Source organism: Streptomyces sp. 2323.1 (genome assembly GCF_900221035.1).
Classification (GTDB): Bacteria; Actinomycetota; Actinomycetes; order Streptomycetales; family Streptomycetaceae; genus Streptomyces; species Streptomyces sioyaensis.
Window position 1 is genome coordinate 112,080 of the sequence record NZ_LT907981.1, and the last position, 18,324, is coordinate 130,403.

The window sequence follows — 18,324 nt, forward strand, 5'->3', positions numbered from 1 at the left end:
GGTCACATGGTGTCCTTGGGCAGGGGGGCGGTGGTGTCGGGGAGGACCCAGCTGCGGGAGGGGTTGATCCGGCGGGGCATGTAGTTGGCGGGCAGCTCGTCGTCGTGGCGGCGGGAGCGCAGGCTGTGCAGTTCCTTTGCGGCCTGTTTGCGGGTCATGGCGCCTTCGGGCACGGCCGGGCCAGCGGTTGTCACCGGTTTGAAGCGGCGTCGACGTAGGGCTTCGGCCTTGCGCAGGTCTCGGCGTAGGCGGCGGGCGCGTTCGGTCCGGGCCTGGTAGACCTCCTCGACTTGTTCCTGGCTGGCCTGGTCGGCGAGGTAGGCGGTACCCAGGTGTCGGATGTTGTCGGCGTCGAAGATTTCGATCTCTTGTGGGTGGTGGGGCTGGAAGCGGATGTGGACGCGTGTGCCGGAACGGCCGGTCATCCAGCCGGCCATGTAGTCGCGTCCCTCCCATCGGATGCCGTGGCCGTGGATGATCCGGGTGGAGCGGCCGCCTTCCAGCAGGAAGGCGTGCAGATCTTTGGCAGGCACATCGCGGATCGGGGTGGGGTCGTTGTTCCAGCGTTCCAAAGCGGTCGAATCATCGTGGGCGGCCGCCTTGTGCTGGGCGTTGCGTTCCTGGACCCAGCGGGAGAACTGTTCGACAAAGCCCTCGAAGGTCAGCGCTGGGTCCTTCTCCCCTACTCGGCGGCGGGCGTCGAGTTTCTGGGCGTGGACGTAGCGGGGAAGGGTGGAGAAGAACATGCTGGTGGCGGCGCGGTTGAGGTTTTCGATGCTGCCTTTGAGGTGCGGGGTGTAAGGCGGGAGGACGTCGACCTGGACGGCGAAAACGCCAAGGGCTTCCTGGACGGCACGGGAGAGAAAGTCCTTGCCGCGGTCGATGCGGACCAGGTTCGGCAGACCGCCAGCGGGACCACAGGTGCCCTCGTGCAGGATGCAGGAGCGCAGGGCGGCCAGGATGGAGCCGCGGTGCGGGTAATGCGCAGTGACGGCCCAGCCCATGATCATGCCGGTGTGGCAGTCGCAGAACCAGGTCACCCATGGCTTGACCAGCCGCCCGTCCGCCCAGACCAAAACGGGTGCTTGCTTGTGGTCACCCTCCCATTCCTCGTTGCGGCTTGAGGGAGGGCGGCGCAGGTGCGGGTCGTGGCCGCGGGAGGCCGGCAGTCCGGCCCGCAGGCCGGCCAGGTCCCCGGGCGTCAGATCGCGCTTGACGGCCCGGTGCAGCGTGGACAGGCTCACCGGCTCGCAGCCTGCCTTCTCGGCGTCTTTCACGAGTTCTTCGTGGACGCGTTTGATGTTGCCGCGGTAGTAGGCCAGCAGGACGCGAATGTGGTCGGTGACTTCGAACCGGTCCCGGGTACGGCGCAGGGGCTGATTGAGCCGGGCGCGGGCGAGGTTGCGCCACACGGTGCGGATATGGACGCCGAGCGTGTGGGCAGATAGGTGGACGTGGGCGGTGGTCAGCTCACCCCGCTCGGCAAGCTGTAGCAGGGCTCGGACGGCGGGGGCCAGGAGCTCGTCGTGTCCGCGCCGTTCGCGGGCTGTGTATGCGGGGTCAGAGGGTTCATCGAGATTGGGGGGCGCCACAGGGAACTGTTCCTTTCTGCAGGCAGAGGTGGGCACTTGAGGGGAAGGTGCTGGATCAGGCCCAGAAACCGAGGTGGGTGACGTACTCGTAGTGGCGCCAGTCGGAATCCAGGTCACTGATGACGTCCTGCCATCGGTGTGTGAGGTCTTGCAGGTCACTGCGGGACCATGCGTCGACGATGCCGTCCCAGCGGTAGATGTTCTTGCGTCTCCACCGGGCCACGCGTTGATGTTTCGGATCCACCCCGCTTTGGTCGACGGGATGAATCTCCACGCGGGTCCCGCCGTCGGCGTTGAGCCGGCGGGTGAGGCTCGCCGCCATGTTGCGGCGGCGCAGCAGCCGGAAGGCGGCTTCCAGGCGCAGCTGTTGCTCAGCTCTTGGGGTGCGGTCCTCGACGAGCCAAGCGGTGATCTTGCGTCGTTCCAGGCGGATTCCGCAGTCCTGCATGTAGGCGTACCCGGCGCGGGATCGTGTCAGGTACAGCAGGTTGCGCCTGACGCAGTCTTCCGGCGTCTTGTAAGGGTCCGTGACCTGGGCGATTTCATCGAGCGTGGTGGTGAGGGCCACTGCTCCGGGGACGCCCTGGGCTCCGAGCCGTCCGAATCCCATTTGCGGTCTTCTCCCGAAGGATCGTGATGTCGTGTGGTGGGCCGGATACGACCGGCGGGACCGTTGCAGCGTGCTGAAGCCAGCCGCGAAGGACCGCCGCCCGGCGCAGAGGCCGTTTTGAGCGCGGGTCACGCGTTGGCCCTAGCCCCAACCGCCCAGGTGGGCAAAGCATTTGAGTGCGAGGTGAAAGAAGTGCAGAACGCGGGTATGCGTCGAACACACCTCGAACCTATGACGCACAGAAGAACGGGAAGATCATTCCGGTCATATCTGCTCCCCTGCCATCTCGCGTGGTGACGCGCGTAGCAGGTGCCGCCGTTTTGTGAGTTTTAGTTGCTGCTCTTGTGGGCGCTGGGCTGCCCGAGCCGGCTACTGACCTGCCTTCCCACAGGTCAGGGCAGTTTGGGCCACCGCGTAGCGCGTGCACGACGACGCCTCGCGGCAGGTGCGGCGAGGCACTGTAGCTGCAGGGTCTGACAATGAGCCCGCTGTAGCACTTGAGTGCGATTGTGTGGCGAAGGAGCCGATGGCGCGTTTTTCCCGCTACCAGTCAGTACGAGGGTCAACGGGCAGCACGGAATGCGCTTTCTGCCAGACCCGTGCGTAACGATGCACGTATGAGTCTCACCTCGTTACTCCAGAAGTCCACCTCTGCGATCTCCTGCTTTCTCACGGAGCAACTCCCCTTTGCTGATGACGTGTTGGACGACTTCCGAAAGCGGTTGGCTCGTTTCCCTGCGCCGATTGAGCCACGCACCAGTGCAGGCGTGTCCCCGGATTGGCGGACGCTGGGCCGGACCATCGACCATCGGCTTCGCATCAGTCTGGGAGCGCCCACAGGCCAGCCAATCAAGGACGGTCTGCTGCGGGCCTTCGTCCACGACAATGGATGGCCCAGCACCGAGATCATCCGCACAGTTCAGGCGGCAGGGGCGGTCATGCTGGAGGAACTGCGCCAGTATGAAAGCCCCGACGGTCAGCCGCTGGTCCTCGCTCCCGAAGCCGGCGACCGGCTGATTCGGCTGTGCCACGTCGCATCCAGCTTTGAGGCGATCTACCGTTTCGGGGGTTGGGTACGAGGCAACAGTCTCGGTTTTTGCAAGCCCGGCGCCACTCTCGACGATCTCGTCGATGCCGTGCCTGGCTACGTGGTGGACGACATCCGACAGCAGCTGGCACTCGCGGCAAGTCCCGGCCCGTTCAGCAGTCTTCGGGATCTTCCGGCGCCCCAGCGGATCTGCGGCCCTGTCTTTGACGGGAGTTTGCATGTGGGCGGCGCAGACGCTGACTTCGTGCTTAACGGAATGCTGATCGACTGCAAGGCCACCAAGCGGCCCGAGCGTAGTGTCGGGCGCCCCGCGATTTACCAGTTGGCCGGCTACCTCTTGCTCGACTACAGCGATACCTACGACATCAAGGAGGTGGGGCTCTACCTCTCGCGCCAGGGTGCCCTCATCGACTGGAGTACCGAGGACTTCCTAGGCCTGTGCGGAGCCCAACTCCCCCTGCCGGACTTGCGTGCCGGATGCCAGTACGCACTCACCGATGGCGCCGAAGGGACACCGCTGCCGCCTGTGGACCGCCGTCGTCGCTTTCCCCAGCCCCGTGATGCACCCGCGGGTCAGCAGTCGCTCTTCGACGACCTGGGTTGAATCCGAGGGTGCCGTACCACCCAGGTAGGCACGTCAATTGGATGTCCAACGGCTTTGACGTGACTGGACTGTCGGCGTACGACCTCGTGTTCACGTGCACGCAGGCGATATGCCCATCCGGTCGGCCGCCGGGTCCGACCTGGGTGACGAGCAGTAGAGCCGGCTGCTTACTTGCCGCAGGTAGGAAGGCGGCGCAACATCGCCTAGGCACTGTCCGGCGGATCATGGTCTGGTTGGCACCGATGTCAGCACTCTGAGCTGAGAGGGTGGCTGAATGATCTCAATGGCTACCGAACGGCTCCTGCTGCGCCGACCGATGGAGGATGACATCGAGCCTCTTGCGTTGCTGAACACCGACCCGGAGGTGATGCGGTACATCGGTGACGGCTCGGTTCCGCCGCTGGACTTCGACCGCACGGCACGCAGCATCGAGCGCGCACGACAGAACTGGGACGAGAACGGCTACGGCCTCCTGTGCGTGATAGTGCGTGAGACGGAGCAGCTCGCCGGATGGGTCGCACTCGCGGAGCCCGCCTTCCTGCCCGAGATCCTGCCGGCGGTGGAGATCGGGTGGCGACTGGCCCGGAAGTTCTGGGGATACGGATTCGCCACCGAAGCGGCGGGGGGCCTGTTGGAGTTCGGGTTCGGCAGTTGCGGCCTGGACCGCGTCGTGAGCATCCGGCACGTCGACAATGAACGCTCGCGACGGGTGATGGACAAGCTCGGCATCCGGTTCCAGTTCGAGACCACGGTTCCCAAAGACGGACCACCCGTAGCAGTTCACGCGATCACACGAGACGAGCACCACCCGGGCCGGTAACCGGCCGTAGCTCAGCAGGTCATGCCCGGAGCCAGAGCCGGATCGAAGCGACGACGACGGTGCCGTGGAAGACGTAGGCACGCTTGTCGAACCTTGTGGCCACGGCCCGAAAGTTCTTGAGCGCGTTGATCGTCCGCTCCACTTCGTTCCTGCGCTTGTAGATCGTTTTGTCGAAGCCGGTGGGCCTCCCGCCGTGAGGGCCGCGTCTTTTGCGGTGGGCTCGTTGGTCCTTGGGTTCGGGGATGGTGTGCTTGATTTGACGTCGGCGCAGGTAGCGGCGGTTACGGCGAGAGGAATACGCCTTATCCCGGCAGAGGTGGTCGGGTCGGGTACGGGGACGCCCACCACCGAGCCGGCCGACGCGGATGCGCTCCAGGACGGGGATGAGCTGCGGGGCATCGCCCCACTGGCCCGGAGTGACCAATAGGGCCAGCGGGCGCTGTCCGCCCTCACCGGCGAGGTGGATCTTGCAGGTCAACCCGCCCCGGGAACGTCCGAGCCCCTCGTCGGGGCGGTGCTGCCGGGGCATTGTCCTTTTCCCGGCATCCGCGGGGGTTTCTTGCGTGCTCCGGCGGGCGTGCTGGTGGGCCCGGCACGAGGCGGAATCCACGCTCACCATCGACCAGTCGATGCGACCTGCCGCGTCGGCGTCGGCCAGGATAGCCGCGAAGATCTTGTCCCACGTGCCGTCCGCCGACCAGCGCCGGTGGCGCTCGTACACGGTCTTCCACTTACCGAAACGCGCAGGTAGATCCCGCCACGGCACCCCCGTGCGCTGTCGGTACAGGACCCCGTTGATGATCCTGCGGTGGTTCGCCCAACGGCCGCCCCTCTTGCCAGACTTCGGTAGATGCGGCTTCAGTCGGGCCCATTCCTCTCGTGTCAGATCTCCCCGCTCCATGTCCATGCCAACGAGGCGAACCTGGAACGGGTCACATGATCCGCCGGACAGTACCTAGCAGACGGCGATCCGCTCCGGAACATCGGATTAGCAACATCCACGAGGCGATTACGAACCACCTTGGTGGTCAACTCTCGGTCAGGGGAATCAGCCGCGTTAGATCTACGTTTCCGTGTCATCCCACAGATCGGGCAGATGGTTACCGTGGTCTTCGACGGGTCCTGTGGCGCCATTGTGGATGGCTTGTTCGGTCCAGATGACTTTTCCGCGCGCGGTGTAGCGCGTGCCCCAGCGTTGGGTGAACTGGGCGACGAGAAAGAGCCCGCGGCCGCCCTCGTCGGTGGTGGCTGCCCGTCGTAGATGGGTGGCTGCTCTGATTGACAGCGCAGGCGGGACTCGGCCCTCCCCTCCAGGCCCGGCAGGCTGAGGGGGGCTCTGGCCAGTCGGCCGGAGTTCGCCGAGCGAGGTCAGCCAGTCTTGGCGGGCTCTTCGGCTCGTGCTCGGGTGCTGGCGAGGCGGTAGGAGTCGGTGCCGGTCTCGATGATGGTGCCGTTGAACGTGAGCCGCTCAACGATCGCCGCGCTCCTTCTGATCGGCGCCTCTGCACGTGGGGACATTTCTCGCTGGCCGTCCCTCGCGTTCACCCATCGCCCCGCATGCGAGAGGATGTCGGCATGAGTGACTGGGGGGTGGCACTGATCGCGGCAGGATCAGCGATTGCTGGCAGCGTCGTAACCGGCTGGCTCACGCGGAGTGCCGGGTTTCGTCAAGCGGCTGCAGCACAACTGGCCGGTGAGGAGCAAGCTGCTGCAGCACGGCTCGCTGGAGAGCAGCAGGCCCAGGCCGTCTTGAAGACGGTGCAACAGACCCTGGAAGCGCAGGCCAGGACGCAGCAGCTCGAGACCAAGCGCGAGGTGTACGTGGCCTTTCTGCAAGCCGCCCAGGCACTCGTCGAAGATCGCAAGCGCGCTCAAGGAGCTCTGGACGAGGCGCTCCTCGCCGAGGCGCAGCGGACGTATCAGGTCCTGCGGCTGGAGGGCCCTGACAATGTCACGGCGCACGCGCAGTTTCTGATGCAGGCGATCGACGACTCGCTGGCTGACCGCTCGGTGGGCGTAGCTGAGATCGAGCACTTCCTGTACAACTACGTCACCGTGGCCCAGCGCCACCTGCTTGAACCCTGGGGCTGGATGGGGCGAAGCCGTAGCTACTGGATCGCAGGCGGGACGACCGAGCCCCCTGCCACAGCGCCCTGAGACGAACCGTCTTCGTTCCGAGATGGAAGCAATTGCTCGTCACGCCCTCGTCATGAGGAGCCGGCAACCACACGCACCGGCGTTCGGCGCCTCAGACTAGCGCCCCGATCACGGCTCGGTCGGCGCCGCTTGCCGAATCCGCCTCTCGCTTCGAGTGAGCGGTGGATTCGGTGATGGTGCCGCTGTCCCATTTGCAGCCGGTCTCGCATGCCTGCGCCGGCTGACTGCAGAGCCGTCATTCGGGAGCTCTCGGTTGCCCCGGACGAAGCGGCGGGATGGGACTGCCGGACGGCAAACGTCTTACTTCGCGGGTGGAGTGGGCAGTAAGCGGCAGGCATAAAGGGCTTGGTCGATGTCGGCGTTTTCCTGGCGATAGGCAGGCTGGGGGGCGGGGATGTCTGGCGGCGCCCAGCACTCGGTCGCGTCACCGGCAGAGGCAGTTGGTAACGATTTCCCATACGCTGCTCCTGAGGGCGGCAGCATCGTCTCGTCACCGGCCAAGTGGCACCTCAACGATGTCAAGGCTTCGGGCTGGACGCAGCATCTCGTCGGCGATGGAACGGGGTACTGCCAGCGTGACGTGTCCAGACCCCCAATCGGCATCAACCTGGTAGGCAGCGATGACCGCCAGCTCCCAATGCGTCAGTGGATCAATATGGAGGCCGCAGTCCCATTCGGCGAACTCCAGCAGCGGCACCTGCAGGCGTAGCCGCACAGTAAGTGGTGTTGCTCCTTCTGCCAGTGAAGCCTTTCGGGACGGGGTAGAGCGACGCATTCCTTGAGCCCCGCCGGCTGACCAATGGTCTGGGCTCGGTATGGTCACGGGGTATTCCGCGTCCCATCGCTGACGCCAGTGAAGCCATGTCTTATGCAGTTTTTCTTGGGAAACTTCTCCCTCATCTTGCGGAACAGAGACTCGTCGTTCGATTTCTTCCACGTTCAGGAACGTCTGGAGGTCCCAACGCCTGCGCTCCACATGCATAGCTAGCCGAGCCAGCCGCGGCTCCGCCCACTGGCTGAGCCAGGGGTATGGGGCGGCGGAGCAAAGGGCATCGCTCATCCAGTGCTGTGTGTGTCTCCAGCTCTCAAGATCAGCGAGCCCAGCCACACGGCCTGCAGGATGCAGTACCTCAGGATCGACCTCCTCGTCGTCTTCCTCAGCAAGGGTGTCAAGGGCTGAGATGAGGGCCGCTAGAGCGTGAGTGAGCTGCCGCGATTCGGGAGGGAAATCGAAAGAAAAGCACAAGGCACACATCCGGCGTGACAATTCACGACTGAAGCTAACGGTCTCCGCGACGCCAGGAGCCACATGACGAAGATTCCAGCAGGATACGTCCCCATGCAGAACACCCCTACCGTCTGCATAGACCACGAGGGGCTGACCTAAGAAGCGGTCAACAGGAATGTTGTATCCCATCATCGCCTGTAACATCCTGGGCGCAAGTTCCGTCGTCACGCTGGAATCCTACGGCATCTCGCGCCCTAGCGTGCGCCCCACTCAAGATCAACATCCCTTTGACCTGCAAGAAAGACGAACAGCCCTATAGGAACTTTCAGCAAATTGCCCTGCAGTTATGCCATTACCTGTCACAACGATCTGTCAAATCATGCCACCAGAGCGGCAGGCATTTCACCAGCCCATCCCATCGACATCAACTTCCTGATGATGGCACAGAGATGACAAGCAATTACTGGCGTCTCAGTGACACTTCACACCCTCGGCCTGTGGGGACTGTCCCGCCAGCACAGCGTGTGGCGGGACGAGGCCGCTACTTGGCAGGTGGCCCAACGATCCACTGCTGAGATATGGCACATGTTGGGACAGGTCGATGTCGTGCACGGGCTCTATTACCTGCTGATGCACGGATTTTTCGAGATTTTTGGCCCAAGTACCATGACCCTGCGCCTGCCTTCTGTCCTGGCCATGGCGGTGGCGGCGGTCTGTGCGGCGGTCATCGGCCAGCGGCTGGCCGGGGCCTGGACGGGGTTGGGGGCTGGACTGGCGTTCGGGCTGCTTCCGGCTGTGCAGTTCTATCTCCAAGAGGGCCGCCCTTACGCTCTGGTCGCGGCTGGGGCCGGGATCTCGACACTGCTCCTGGTCACCATGCTCGAGGGGTGTAGCCAGGCATTGTGCTGGGCGGCGTACGGCGGGACGGTCCTGGTATGCGGGCTGTTGAACTGGTTGTCGCTGCTGATTCTGCCCGCGCACTTGGTGACTCTGGTCTGGACTCGAGCCGGGCGCGGCATATGGAAGCACTGGGCAACGACCTCGACGACTGCTACGGCGGGTGTTCTACCGTTGATTCTTTTCAGCCGAAGCCAGTCCGGCCAGGTGTCCTGGATACCGCCGCTGACCTGGCACATGATGATCGGCCCGGCCGTTCTGCTGGCGATCGGCGGCCTCGGAGCACTACTGGACCGGCCGCGGGCAGGCAGGCTGTCGGCAGCGGCCGTCGGGTTACCCCTGCTGGCGGTGCCACAGATCGCCCTGATCGGTCTCTCTCTGGTCCAGCCGCTGTATGTGGACCGGTACATCTTGTTCAGCATGCTGGGGCTGGCGTTGTTGATCGGGGCCGGGCTGGGCCGCGCCATACGGTCGGCCGCGCCACGGTTCCCCACGGCGTCCACGTGGATCCTCCCCGTGGTGGTCGCCGTGGCGATGGTGGCACTGGTGCCGCAATCGCTAGCCAAGCGCTCCCCGGACAGCCGGGTGGACGACGTCCTGGCAGTGGCGGACGAAGTGCGGCGGCTCAAGCAGAGCGGTGCTGCGGTGCTCTTCATACCGGCGGCACGGCGCGACACCGAGTTGGTCTCCCCCGATGCCTTTAGCGGCCTGCGCGACATCGCGCTGATGGAGAGCGCAAAGAAGTCCGGGACACTGAAGGGTGTGGAAGCCAGTCCGGCTCGGATCCGGGCTGCGATACTGGCTCACCGGCGGATCCTGCTGGTCACGGACGCAACGAAGGTGGCGAAGCCGGTGTCAGCAGAGCGAGACAAGGTGAAGACTTCTGTGCTGAAGGAGTACTTCACGGTGGTGACGGACGAGCAGGTACGCGGTCGGAGAGTGACGGTGTACGAGCGGCGCGGACCCGCTCAACGATCCACCGACGGAACTCCAGTGGGTAGTCGGAACGGCTGATCGGCACGATGGAGTGTCTACCAGACTGGACGATTTCGCCCTGAGCTTGGTCCTCAACCTCACCGGGGTCGCAACTAGTGGAATTCCGCGATCCCAGTTCGAAACCACGCACGAGCTCGCTCGCCTCGCGTTGCGCGGTCAGCAGATCTGGGGTGTCAAAGAGGTCGAGACCACCCGCCAGTTCGCGGCGGCTCTTCTCACGCTCGCCGAAGGCATTCACAACCGGTTACGGAACACCGACCGCCGGCGCCCGGGCCACATCCACGGCTGTTCAACCGGATCGCCAAGACACTCAACTCCGGACCTCGGACACCACGCAAAGCAGGTCGGGCCCCCGGGATTCGTTAGTACCGTGCAGTCAACCGGCTGGCGGATTCCCAGACCGCAATGGCAAGCGCGACATTCTGAGCATCAGTCTCTTCCGCAACCCGACGCACGTCTCGACTATCTTCCCAAAATATCACTCGGTAGGAACCGTCAGGCTGAGCCACTACCTGCGCGCCCCACCGGCTGTCCGGCTTCGGTCCGCTGGTGGCCACTTCAAAGCTCTGGCCCTCAGACAGGCCGAGGACCAGTCCGACGAGCTGCTTTTGCGACAGATTGTCCACCGAAGCGCCATTGGAATCGGTCACGTGGAGCTGAAGACGGTCGGTGTCCACTGCTTCGCCTAGCCTCGAACGGTCGCCTGCCGCTACGAGTATCCCACTAAAGGGGTGCGATCAGGCACCACCCGCGCAGGATGCAAAGTTGCGAGCGAGGGGCGGCAGCCCCAGGCGATGATGGTGACTTGTGGGATGTCAATGAACACTGGGTCCTTCAGCGCAATGGTGAACTCGGCATCGACATCACCGCGGCCGACGAGGCAACCGCCACCCCGACGCTGTGGCGGCGCTCGGTGGAGTGTGGCTCTCCAGCGGGCCCTCCGCCCTCTGGCACGGTGGCGTCGGCGAGGTTGGCCCGTTCGACCTCCTGAGTCCCTGCGTAGTGACCGGGCGAAGATGCAACTCAGGGTGCCAGTTCGAGCGTTTCAGGGTCTGAAGGGACTCAGCTTCGACATTGCTATGTTCGCCGGTCGGCCCGGTCACAGCCGCGGACTGCGGCGCACCGGCCCGGAAAGGACGCCGCATGCCGTGCCTCCCTCGTCGTTCTGGGTGCGGTGGGCGTCCCAGTCCGGATCGCGTATGGAGGCCGGCGCCCGCCTCGGTGGCCGGGGCGCGCATCACGCGCCAGCTGGTGCGCGGCACGGTGACGACGTGGACCAGGACGACGGCCTGTCGCCCGGCACCGCCCGGCCCCACGCCCCGGTGAAGCGGACCTGATCGGCCGCCCAGTCGCCCAAGCGTCGCCAACGGCACAGCCGTCCGAGCAGATAGCCGACCACGAGCGCGGGACCGTAGTAACGACGATGCCCATCACGACCACCGCATCCCGATCGCGGACAGCTGCTCTAGCCCGCGGCTTCGGCTTCTCGTCCTCGGCCGCGGGCTCGATCCCGAGGACCTCACGCACGAAACCGACATCGTGTGGCTCGAGGACACCACCGACCTCGACTACGTCCAGTTCGCCCAGCAGCACCGCGGCCGCCTGGAGGAGATGCTGCGCGCGTACGGGCCGGGCAGCGCGCGGGCCGCGTGCGGTCGCTACATGCTGGTCAGCCAGCCCGAGAGCCTGCTCATCCGCGAACGCGGTTCACCTGCCTCCTGCCGCTGCACCCGGCGCTTTCTCGCCGGATAGCGACGTTTCCGGGATCTGGCCCGGGTGGTAGGTCCGCCGGTGCTTGGCGATCGGAGACAGCAGCACAGCCTCGCCGTCGGCGTCGGTGTCGATAGCTCTGGCATCGCCGTCGGAGTAGACCGCCCAGGCCACCACCGGATCAGCAAACGAGGTCCCCTCGCTCGGGTCCTGCCACTCCGTCATCCAGCCCCCGCCCGGGACGACACCCACGATCTGGCGACGCTCACGGACTTCCTTGAAGCCCTCGACGTTCTGTGCTCGTTGCAGCTCATTACGCCACAGCACCAATGGCTCGCCGTCGTCGTTCCAGGCATGCACAGGGAGAGACTTATCGGGCAGGCGACCGCAGTCGAAAATGGCTTCGGTGGGCACGGTCGCCGGAATCATGAACCCTCCATAAGTCGGTGATCTGCCAGTCTCGCGGGTCAGCCGTGTCAGCAGGCGTGGTCAGCCGTGTCCGGCCGGATTTCAGTTCCTGGTGCTGTCGTAGGGCGTCCGACCCAGGCTTGATGGTTGGACGCGACGTGCAGTTCCTCGCGCAGGCGGCCGCGCAGTACACCGACGCGTGTTCTGCCCTCGATGACCTGCAACCCGCTGTCCGACAGGGCCAGGAGGCGGCGGTCGATCAGGATCGGCGGGCGCAGCCACGTCCCGTGCTTTTCCCAGTGTCGGCCGATCTCCGGCGGGCGAACTGTGACCCAGTGCACCGGGTTCTCGGCGTAGATCTCGATGCAGCCAGCATCGGACGCTCCGGTCGGCATCTCGTTGAAGTCCGCGGCTGGGATGGTCTCGAGTCCCCATGCGATGTCGCGCAGGTCGATGCTGCCGTAGTCGTACACGAAGGGGGCGTTGTCGCCGTGGTCGAAGAGGAACTGTTCGAGGACATCGTCCGGCCACTCCAGCGAGGCCAGCTCAGGGTCGGTGCGGAAACGGCCATAGCTGAGGCCGCCGTCTCGGCGGCGTGCCATCAGCGGGCCCAGGTCACTCAGCTTCATGTCATCAGGTGTACAGCAGGTTCCTGGTGGTGTTCCCCCTGCTCGACATCACTCAGAAGTGCCGTTCCCAAGCCAGTGGCACCGGACGGGGTGTACCGGCCCATGACAGTCATGCCCGCTACAGGTACCACCCTGTGTCAGTGACCACGCCCTACCTCACCACCCGACCAGCGAAACAATCCCGACCTGACATGCCATCACTGACACCCACCTACTGACACTAAACCGGCACATCGCAGCTCGGCATCCCAGACCTCGGCGGCGATCTGCGCGTGGACGGCATCAGCGGACCGCCGCCTGCGGCCTTGGCGGGGGCTGAGGAATCCGGGCCGGGTAGCACGGCCGCCACCATCGCATCGACCGCCGCGGCGTCGCCGGACGGCGGCCGCGCGCTCACGCCAGCTCTGCCTCAGCGCCTCGGGGCCCGGCCTCTCTCTTGCCTCGGCGCTGCGGGGAGCGGACTTCTGCTGGGCGCGGGTCGCAGCGGCGTCGACCGGGTCGGTGACGGCTCATAACAGAGTGTCCTGGTCGGAGTCGAGAGGTCCTGGACGGCCCCGTGGACGGCGCAGCTGAACCACCCTTGGGGTTGCAATGACCGCAGCGGGGAAACGTGCGTGCCCGCTATGCCAGAGGGCCTGGATCCGTCGTCGGATCCAGGCCCTCGCGCATCTGGCGGGATTAGCTGGCGTACCGCGTCAACGCAGCTGGCGTCCCATCTTTGCCGACTGACGGTTGTGCCCCTTGGTGTCCCACCACTCTTCGAGCAGGGCGTGGACCAAGTGCACGAGTTGCTTCAGCCGTTCAGGATCGGGCTGGGGTGAGGTGAGCACGTCGGTGAAGGACTTGTCGTCCCAGGGGAGAGTGAACTCCCAGTCTTCTTCCGGGTGCCGTTGCCGCACGACGGTGATCCAGTACGTGAAGGTGACGCTGCGGTTGGCGTGGTGATGAACAGTCAGGTTCGTGACCTCAAACCTGACGTGCCCGTCGCCAGAGGCGAACGAGCGAGCCAGAGCTCGCTCTGCCGGCGTCTGTTCCACCACGCGAACCATCCCCCTTCGCCTCACCTATCGATGAATGAACTCCCCTCGCACGGGAGCGTTAACACTTGCTGGCACTGGCCAAGCTCGTGACATTGTACGCAGTGAGAACATCATTTTGCCCGCCAGGGGTTCCGATGATGGTGCGGAACCGTTCCCTGGGCGGGCATTGATTGGTGAAGATGGAAAATCCAAATGTAACGGGGGTTCCATTGGCGATGGCGTTGCCTATCGTGCTGTCCATCCCGCGGCTCCAACCGTGCCCCTTCTTGATGTGCTTCCACCCCCACGTCGGCGTCCCGCAGCGCAGCGTGAACCTGCGAGGACCGCGGAAGTACTGCCGCACGATGTAGTACCGGCCGTGGTGCTTGCACGTTTCCTCGACGCTGCTGACAGCGACGCCCCTGGGCTTGCTGGACTGCGCGTTTGCCGGACTGGCTGCCGGAATCGCCAGCGCCGAGGCGGCGACGGCGGTCGCAAGTGCCACCTTGGCGGCACGAGCCGGGTTGAGACGCACTAATTCCCCGTTGACTATCTTGCCCTTCATGAATTCCCCGTTCTTCGCGAATGCTTGCGTGACTATTTGTAGCAACCGCGCAAGGCAGGGTCGAGTGAATTTTCGATCGTTGGCGTGATCTGCGCCGCGTGGCCAACACGCCAGGATGGCGAGCCTGCTTGACTCGTTGGCGAGCAATGAAGTGGACCGGGAAAGTCCATTTGGGAGGGCGTCTTAGATACCGGAATTACTCGTACCGCCCCAGGCGGCAGTAGAGCTGACGGCTTCTGGCGGCAGGCCGCTATCCGCGGATCCGCCCTTGTCGACTCTCACCGCACGGGGCTGGTGACCATCCCTGTCCGAGCGGCCAGAACACATTCGACGCTGGGTGATCGACCGCTCCCTCGGCGCGCCGACGGCGTCGGCTAGGGACTCGATCTCCCCGGCCAGGTCCCGCAGCTGCTCGTAGATGGTCGCCGTCTCATCCGCCATGCCCACCATCCTGGCAGCCCCCGCACCCACCCGAGCTCCGGCGCTGCGTAGCAATCGTGTGGCACGCCGGGCGTTACTGGGGTCATGACCCTGCAGTCTTCGTTTCCGGTGCCGAACGCGTTCGAGCTGTTGTGTGCGCAGTACGCACAGCGGCTGCCCGCGCAGCTGGAGGACCTGAACGGTCCCGCCCACGGCACGGTCGACCTGCCGCTGCACGTGGTCTGGTCGGGCCGCCGCTCCTACGGACTGGAGCAGCCGCGCTCCCGGATGAGCCTGTACCGCACCCTTCCAGGTCCGATGACGGGCCGGCATAGCGCTTCAATTGGCGAGTCCCGCCACACGAAGCATTCAGTCACACTGCCGGCGGCTCATGCTCACGGAGCGAGTCAGGCGGCTTGGCTGATGTGGTGCGGCTCAGGCGTTGCCGGTGTCATCGTCCGGCTCGTCGAGGAGGTGAGGGCCGTTGTTACGCACGTTGTTGACGGCTGTCGATACGGCGCGGGCGCCGAGGTGGCCGGCGGCGGGGGTTGCCAGCAGCGCGCGTAGCTCGTCGGCGTCCTGGTGGGCGGGGTCGAGCCAGGCACTCCAGTCGGCGGGAGCGACCGCAAGCGGCATACGGGGATGGACGCGGCCGGCGGCATCGAGGCTTCGGTGGTGATGATCGTGCAGGTGGCCCACCACGCCCCCACTGCGCCGTCGTCTTCGACCGCCGGGTCGCGCCAGAACTCGTACAGGCCGGCAAGAGCCATGACTTGACCGTCGTCGGGGCTGATGAAGTACGGCTGCTTGCGGGCCTTGGCAGTTTTGGTGGCGGCGACGTTCTGCCACTCGTAGAAGCCGTCCGCGGGCAGCAGGCAGCGCCGCTTGGCGAACGCCCGGCGGTAGGCCGGCTTCTCCGCGACGGTCTCCGCCCTGGCATTGATCATCTTCGCGCCCGTGTTCAGGCTCTTCGCCCACGACGGCACCAGACCCCAGCACAGCGCCCGCAACTGCCGCGTGATCTCACCCGTCTCGCACTCGACCCGCTCCAGCACCGACCACACATCGTCCGTCGGCGCCACATTCCAGCTCGGATCCAGAGCCCCGTCAGAGTCCCAGCACGTGACATCGAAGACGCTCGCCAGGTCCTGCGGACTTCGGATGGACACGAATCGACCGCACATACCCCCACCCTGCCAGGAACCCGCCCGAAAGCCGGGCCCAGACGACCGGTGTCCTCTGACATGCAGTCTTGACCGTTTGCCAGGCTGGTTTGACCGGCCCGTTCCGTGCTGAACCGCTCCTTGCTGCAGGCGACGGCCCGGCCGGCCCGGGGTGGCAGCTGGCGATGGGGCGCTGTGCCGGGTGGATATCGGCCTGGCGGCGACGGAGATGCGGGAGTCGGGACGGGACTGGCCGCCGTCAGGGGGACTTCACGGCGTTGACCATGGTGTATCCCATCTTGTCCCGGCACAGGGCGAGGATCCGCGGGTAGACAGTGCCGAGCTGAGCCATCGCATCGGTGCCCACCAGCTCCGCGATCTGGGCGCGCCTCGCGGCGAACAGGCGCGGCATCAGCTCGTAGGTGGGCTTGAACTCCCGGGACATGTCGCGAGTGCCTTGGATGGCGAAGCCGGCCTCGCCGAGCATGCGGGAGTAGTCCTCGGGTCCAGCGGGCAGGCGGGAAAGGGCGAACGCGGCCTGGAAGAGCTGGACTTCCTCGGGTGTGAAGGGCACGGCTTCGTAGCAGTCCGCGAGGACGAAGCGGCCCCCGGGCCGCAGCACCCGCCGAACCTCGCGGATCGCGGCGGGGCGGTCGGAAAAGTGAGCGAAGGACTCGATGGCCCACGCGGCGTCGAAGGTCTCGGACTCCTGGGGCAGGGCCATGGCGTCCGCCTGTTCAAAGGTGACGCGGTCGGACAGCCCTGCCTTCAAGGCGCGGTCGCGGCCGGCCCGGATCTGCCCGGCGCTGACCGTCACGCCGAGCACGCTCGCGCCCGACTCGGTGCCGATCCGCACGGTGGGGCGGCCTGTGCCGCAGCCGACGTCCAGCATCCGCTGTCCCGGCTGCAGCCCGACCACGTCGATGAGGGTGCCGGTCCAGGAGTCCTGGGCCCGGGTGAGTTCCTCCCACATCTCGTCGGCCGTCAGCTCCCCCGTCTCCGCCCGCACGCCGTCGGTCCACATGCCCAGGTGCATGCTGTCGCCCATGGTCAGGCCGTACAGGCCCCCGAAGCGGTCGTACCATTCGCCGACCTCCCGGGCCGATGGATTACTCATGTCCAACTCCTCGCTTCCGGGCAGCCCACCAGGTGGGCCGGCGCCCCGGGCCGACCCGGCCGATCGCCCCGCTGCCCTCCACCTTCCCCAGGACGGGCGCGCAGTGAGGCCACAAGGCGGGGCGCACAGAAGCACGGATGGATCCATGCACTGAAACAGCAGGCACACCGCTATCGGCGGGGGTGGCGCTCGTCGCCGTTTACCAGACGGCGGATCACGCGGTCGAAGCGGCCAGTGGGCTCGGCCAGCTGGATACGGCACCCCGCGCAGTGCACGCCGTCGGACGGCGGCGCGGCCTCTTCCCGCGGGTCATATTCGAAGGGGCTGCTCTCCAGCGGCCCGTGGCACTCCTGGCACACCGGGTCGGGCTCCCTGGCGGCCTCGGCAGCGGCCTCCTGTGCCGCCCACCGTTCCCTCGCTTCCTGGCGTTCGCGCTCGCGCTGCTGCTCCTCCTGCTCGCGCTGCTGCTTGCGGAGCTGATCGCGCTGACGCTGGCGGCGCGTGAAGGCGCGCTCGCCGTCGGGGTTGTCCAGGGCCTCGCTGAGGGGCTGCCAGGTGGAGTGGCCGAAGCGCAACCAGACCGGGCCCAGGGGCCCGTGCTCGCGCAGCCGGTCCAGGGTGGTGACCAGGATCGGCACGGCGTCCGTGTAGTCGGTGTAGCTGTCGTATTCGTTGGTGCCGTAGCCGAGAGCGAACCGGCAGTACCGGCCTGCCCAGTGCTCTTCGGTCAGCCGCATGACGCTGTTGATGCGGTTGTTCATCGCGGTGGGCCCGACCTGCTTGGTGAACACGATCGCCAGGGGCGGATACCCCCCTTCCAGGGGACCGTAGAGGGTCTCCCACATCGGTGTCGGCTCGCCTGAGCGGGTGGCTGGCTTCACGGTCCGGCGGAAGAACTCGCGGTAGCGGGCGGCCTTGGAAGGGAGGGCGACGGGGCTTTCGGTGCCGTTGTCTACCTCCACCGGCTGCCCGGCCTCCGGAGCGGTGAGCACCGCGTCGGCGCGGGGGCTGTTCTTGCCGGGGGTGGTGAGCGTGCCGGAGACCGGGAGCACGACCTCTGTCGCCCAGGAGCTAATCTGTCCCAGCCCCTGCGAGCGTTCCTGGGCGGCCGCTGGAGCAGCGGAGGTGCATCGCCCGCCGGTGCGCTGGTCGGCGCTGTGATGGCGGGGTGGGGGCGTTTGCGGGGTACGGGGCGGGTCGGCTCGGGTGGGGTCTGCAGGAACGCGGTGATGGTGTCGGTGACCTTCACCGCGTGCTTGGCACCGGAGCGCGCGGCGCCGCGGGCGGTGCCGCCCATCTCCCGCACCGGCCGGTCCAGCACCGCGGCCGCGGCCTCCAGGC

Annotated in this window: 16 protein-coding genes and 4 pseudogenes; 6 read left to right on the plus strand and 14 right to left on the minus strand. The window is 66.0% G+C overall.

Translation table 11 applies throughout. The features are described from left to right. Nucleotides 1–2 precede the first annotated feature (2 nt). Together CPH93_RS00445 and CPH93_RS00450 are read right to left on the minus strand one after the other, a co-directional pair. Nucleotides 3–1,592 carry a Mu transposase C-terminal domain-containing protein gene (locus tag CPH93_RS00445; protein WP_107470855.1) on the minus strand — a complete coding sequence of 530 codons (1,590 nt, stop codon included), beginning with the start codon at nt 1,590–1,592 and terminating at the stop codon, nt 3–5. A gap of 55 nt (nt 1,593–1,647) precedes the next feature. Then, the gene (locus CPH93_RS00450) at nt 1,648–2,160 is read right to left on the minus strand and encodes a transcriptional regulator (protein WP_159394932.1); all 513 of its coding nucleotides are present in this window, start codon (nt 2,158–2,160) and stop codon (nt 1,648–1,650) included. Nucleotides 2,161–2,819: 659 nt separating this feature from the next. Between CPH93_RS00450 and CPH93_RS00455 the strand changes: the two genes are divergently transcribed. Continuing rightward, nucleotides 2,820–3,854: a hypothetical protein gene (locus CPH93_RS00455; RefSeq protein WP_096211563.1), complete on the plus strand. Its 1,035-nt coding sequence runs from the start codon at nt 2,820–2,822 to the stop codon at nt 3,852–3,854. A gap of 274 nt (nt 3,855–4,128) precedes the next feature. Then, nucleotides 4,129–4,674, plus strand: coding sequence for a GNAT family N-acetyltransferase (locus CPH93_RS00460; protein ID WP_096211564.1), 546 nt, complete (start codon nt 4,129–4,131; stop codon nt 4,672–4,674). Nucleotides 4,675–4,693: 19 nt separating this feature from the next. Here CPH93_RS00460 and CPH93_RS00465 read toward each other — a convergent pair whose 3' ends face one another. From CPH93_RS00465 to CPH93_RS36065, 3 genes and pseudogenes are all read right to left on the minus strand, one after another. Further along, nucleotides 4,694–5,575 (minus strand): IS5 family transposase, encoded by an 882-nt coding sequence (locus tag CPH93_RS00465; RefSeq protein ID WP_096215222.1) that lies wholly within the window; start codon nt 5,573–5,575, stop codon nt 4,694–4,696. Nucleotides 5,576–5,737: 162 nt separating this feature from the next. Further along, nucleotides 5,738–5,938 (minus strand): annotated as a pseudogene (locus CPH93_RS37520) (ATP-binding protein); the annotation flags it as partial. A gap of 104 nt (nt 5,939–6,042) precedes the next feature. After that, nucleotides 6,043–6,165, minus strand: a pseudogene (locus tag CPH93_RS36065) (IS21-like element helper ATPase IstB); the annotation flags it as partial. Nucleotides 6,166–6,249: 84 nt separating this feature from the next. Between CPH93_RS36065 and CPH93_RS00475 the strand changes: the two are divergent. After that, the gene (locus CPH93_RS00475) at nt 6,250–6,831 is read left to right on the plus strand and encodes a PspA/IM30 family protein (RefSeq protein WP_231977114.1); all 582 of its coding nucleotides are present in this window, start codon (nt 6,250–6,252) and stop codon (nt 6,829–6,831) included. A gap of 490 nt (nt 6,832–7,321) precedes the next feature. On the opposite strand, the gene CPH93_RS00480 is transcribed toward CPH93_RS00475, so the two are convergent. After that, the gene (locus tag CPH93_RS00480) at nt 7,322–7,546 is read right to left on the minus strand and encodes a hypothetical protein (protein WP_096211566.1); all 225 of its coding nucleotides are present in this window, start codon (nt 7,544–7,546) and stop codon (nt 7,322–7,324) included. Between the two features lie 972 nt (nt 7,547–8,518). On the opposite strand from CPH93_RS00480, the gene CPH93_RS00485 reads away from it, so the two are divergent. Beyond that, entirely contained in the window at nt 8,519–9,970 is a 1,452-nt protein-coding gene (locus CPH93_RS00485; RefSeq protein WP_159395133.1) for a glycosyltransferase family 39 protein, read from the plus strand. 344 nt (nt 9,971–10,314) lie between these two features. Here CPH93_RS00485 and CPH93_RS35640 read toward each other — a convergent pair whose 3' ends face one another. Continuing rightward, on the minus strand, nt 10,315–10,629 hold the full coding sequence (locus CPH93_RS35640; RefSeq protein WP_159394933.1) for a hypothetical protein: 315 nt from the start codon (nt 10,627–10,629) through the stop codon (nt 10,315–10,317). An 862-nt stretch (nt 10,630–11,491) separates the two neighbouring features. Between CPH93_RS35640 and CPH93_RS00490 the strand changes: the two genes are divergently transcribed. Next, complete coding sequence (locus CPH93_RS00490) at nt 11,492–11,704, plus strand: hypothetical protein (RefSeq protein WP_096211567.1); 213 nt, start codon at nt 11,492–11,494, stop codon at nt 11,702–11,704. Here CPH93_RS00490 and CPH93_RS35645 read toward each other — a convergent pair. The 4 genes from CPH93_RS35645 to CPH93_RS36535 form a co-directional block, all read right to left on the minus strand. Continuing rightward, the gene (locus CPH93_RS35645; protein ID WP_159394934.1) at nt 11,660–12,091 is read right to left on the minus strand and encodes a hypothetical protein; all 432 of its coding nucleotides are present in this window, start codon (nt 12,089–12,091) and stop codon (nt 11,660–11,662) included. The genes CPH93_RS00490 and CPH93_RS35645 overlap by 45 nt on opposite strands. A 47-nt stretch (nt 12,092–12,138) precedes the next feature. After that, entirely contained in the window at nt 12,139–12,699 is a 561-nt protein-coding gene (locus CPH93_RS00495) for a hypothetical protein (RefSeq protein ID WP_096211568.1), read from the minus strand. Between the two features lie 695 nt (nt 12,700–13,394). Next, nucleotides 13,395–13,739, minus strand: a complete 345-nt coding sequence (locus tag CPH93_RS00500; protein ID WP_159394935.1) for a hypothetical protein — start codon at nt 13,737–13,739, stop codon at nt 13,395–13,397. 58 nt (nt 13,740–13,797) lie between these two features. Beyond that, nucleotides 13,798–14,283, minus strand: a complete 486-nt coding sequence (locus CPH93_RS36535; protein ID WP_231977099.1) for a hypothetical protein — start codon at nt 14,281–14,283, stop codon at nt 13,798–13,800. Between the two features lie 525 nt (nt 14,284–14,808). Here CPH93_RS36535 and CPH93_RS36540 point away from each other — a divergent pair. Next, nucleotides 14,809–15,012, plus strand: a pseudogene (locus CPH93_RS36540) (hypothetical protein); the annotation flags it as partial. 126 nt (nt 15,013–15,138) lie between these two features. Here the strand turns inward: CPH93_RS36540 and CPH93_RS00520 are convergent. From CPH93_RS00520 to CPH93_RS00530, 3 genes and pseudogenes are all read right to left on the minus strand, one after another. Then, a pseudogene (locus CPH93_RS00520) lies at nt 15,139–15,887 on the minus strand (SOS response-associated peptidase). 238 nt (nt 15,888–16,125) lie between these two features. Further along, nucleotides 16,126–16,983, minus strand: coding sequence for a class I SAM-dependent methyltransferase (locus CPH93_RS00525; protein ID WP_159394936.1), 858 nt, complete (start codon nt 16,981–16,983; stop codon nt 16,126–16,128). A 170-nt stretch (nt 16,984–17,153) separates the two neighbouring features. Beyond that, nucleotides 17,154–18,035: a hypothetical protein gene (locus tag CPH93_RS00530; RefSeq protein WP_096211572.1), complete on the minus strand. Its 882-nt coding sequence runs from the start codon at nt 18,033–18,035 to the stop codon at nt 17,154–17,156. Nucleotides 18,036–18,324: the final 289 nt, after the last annotated feature.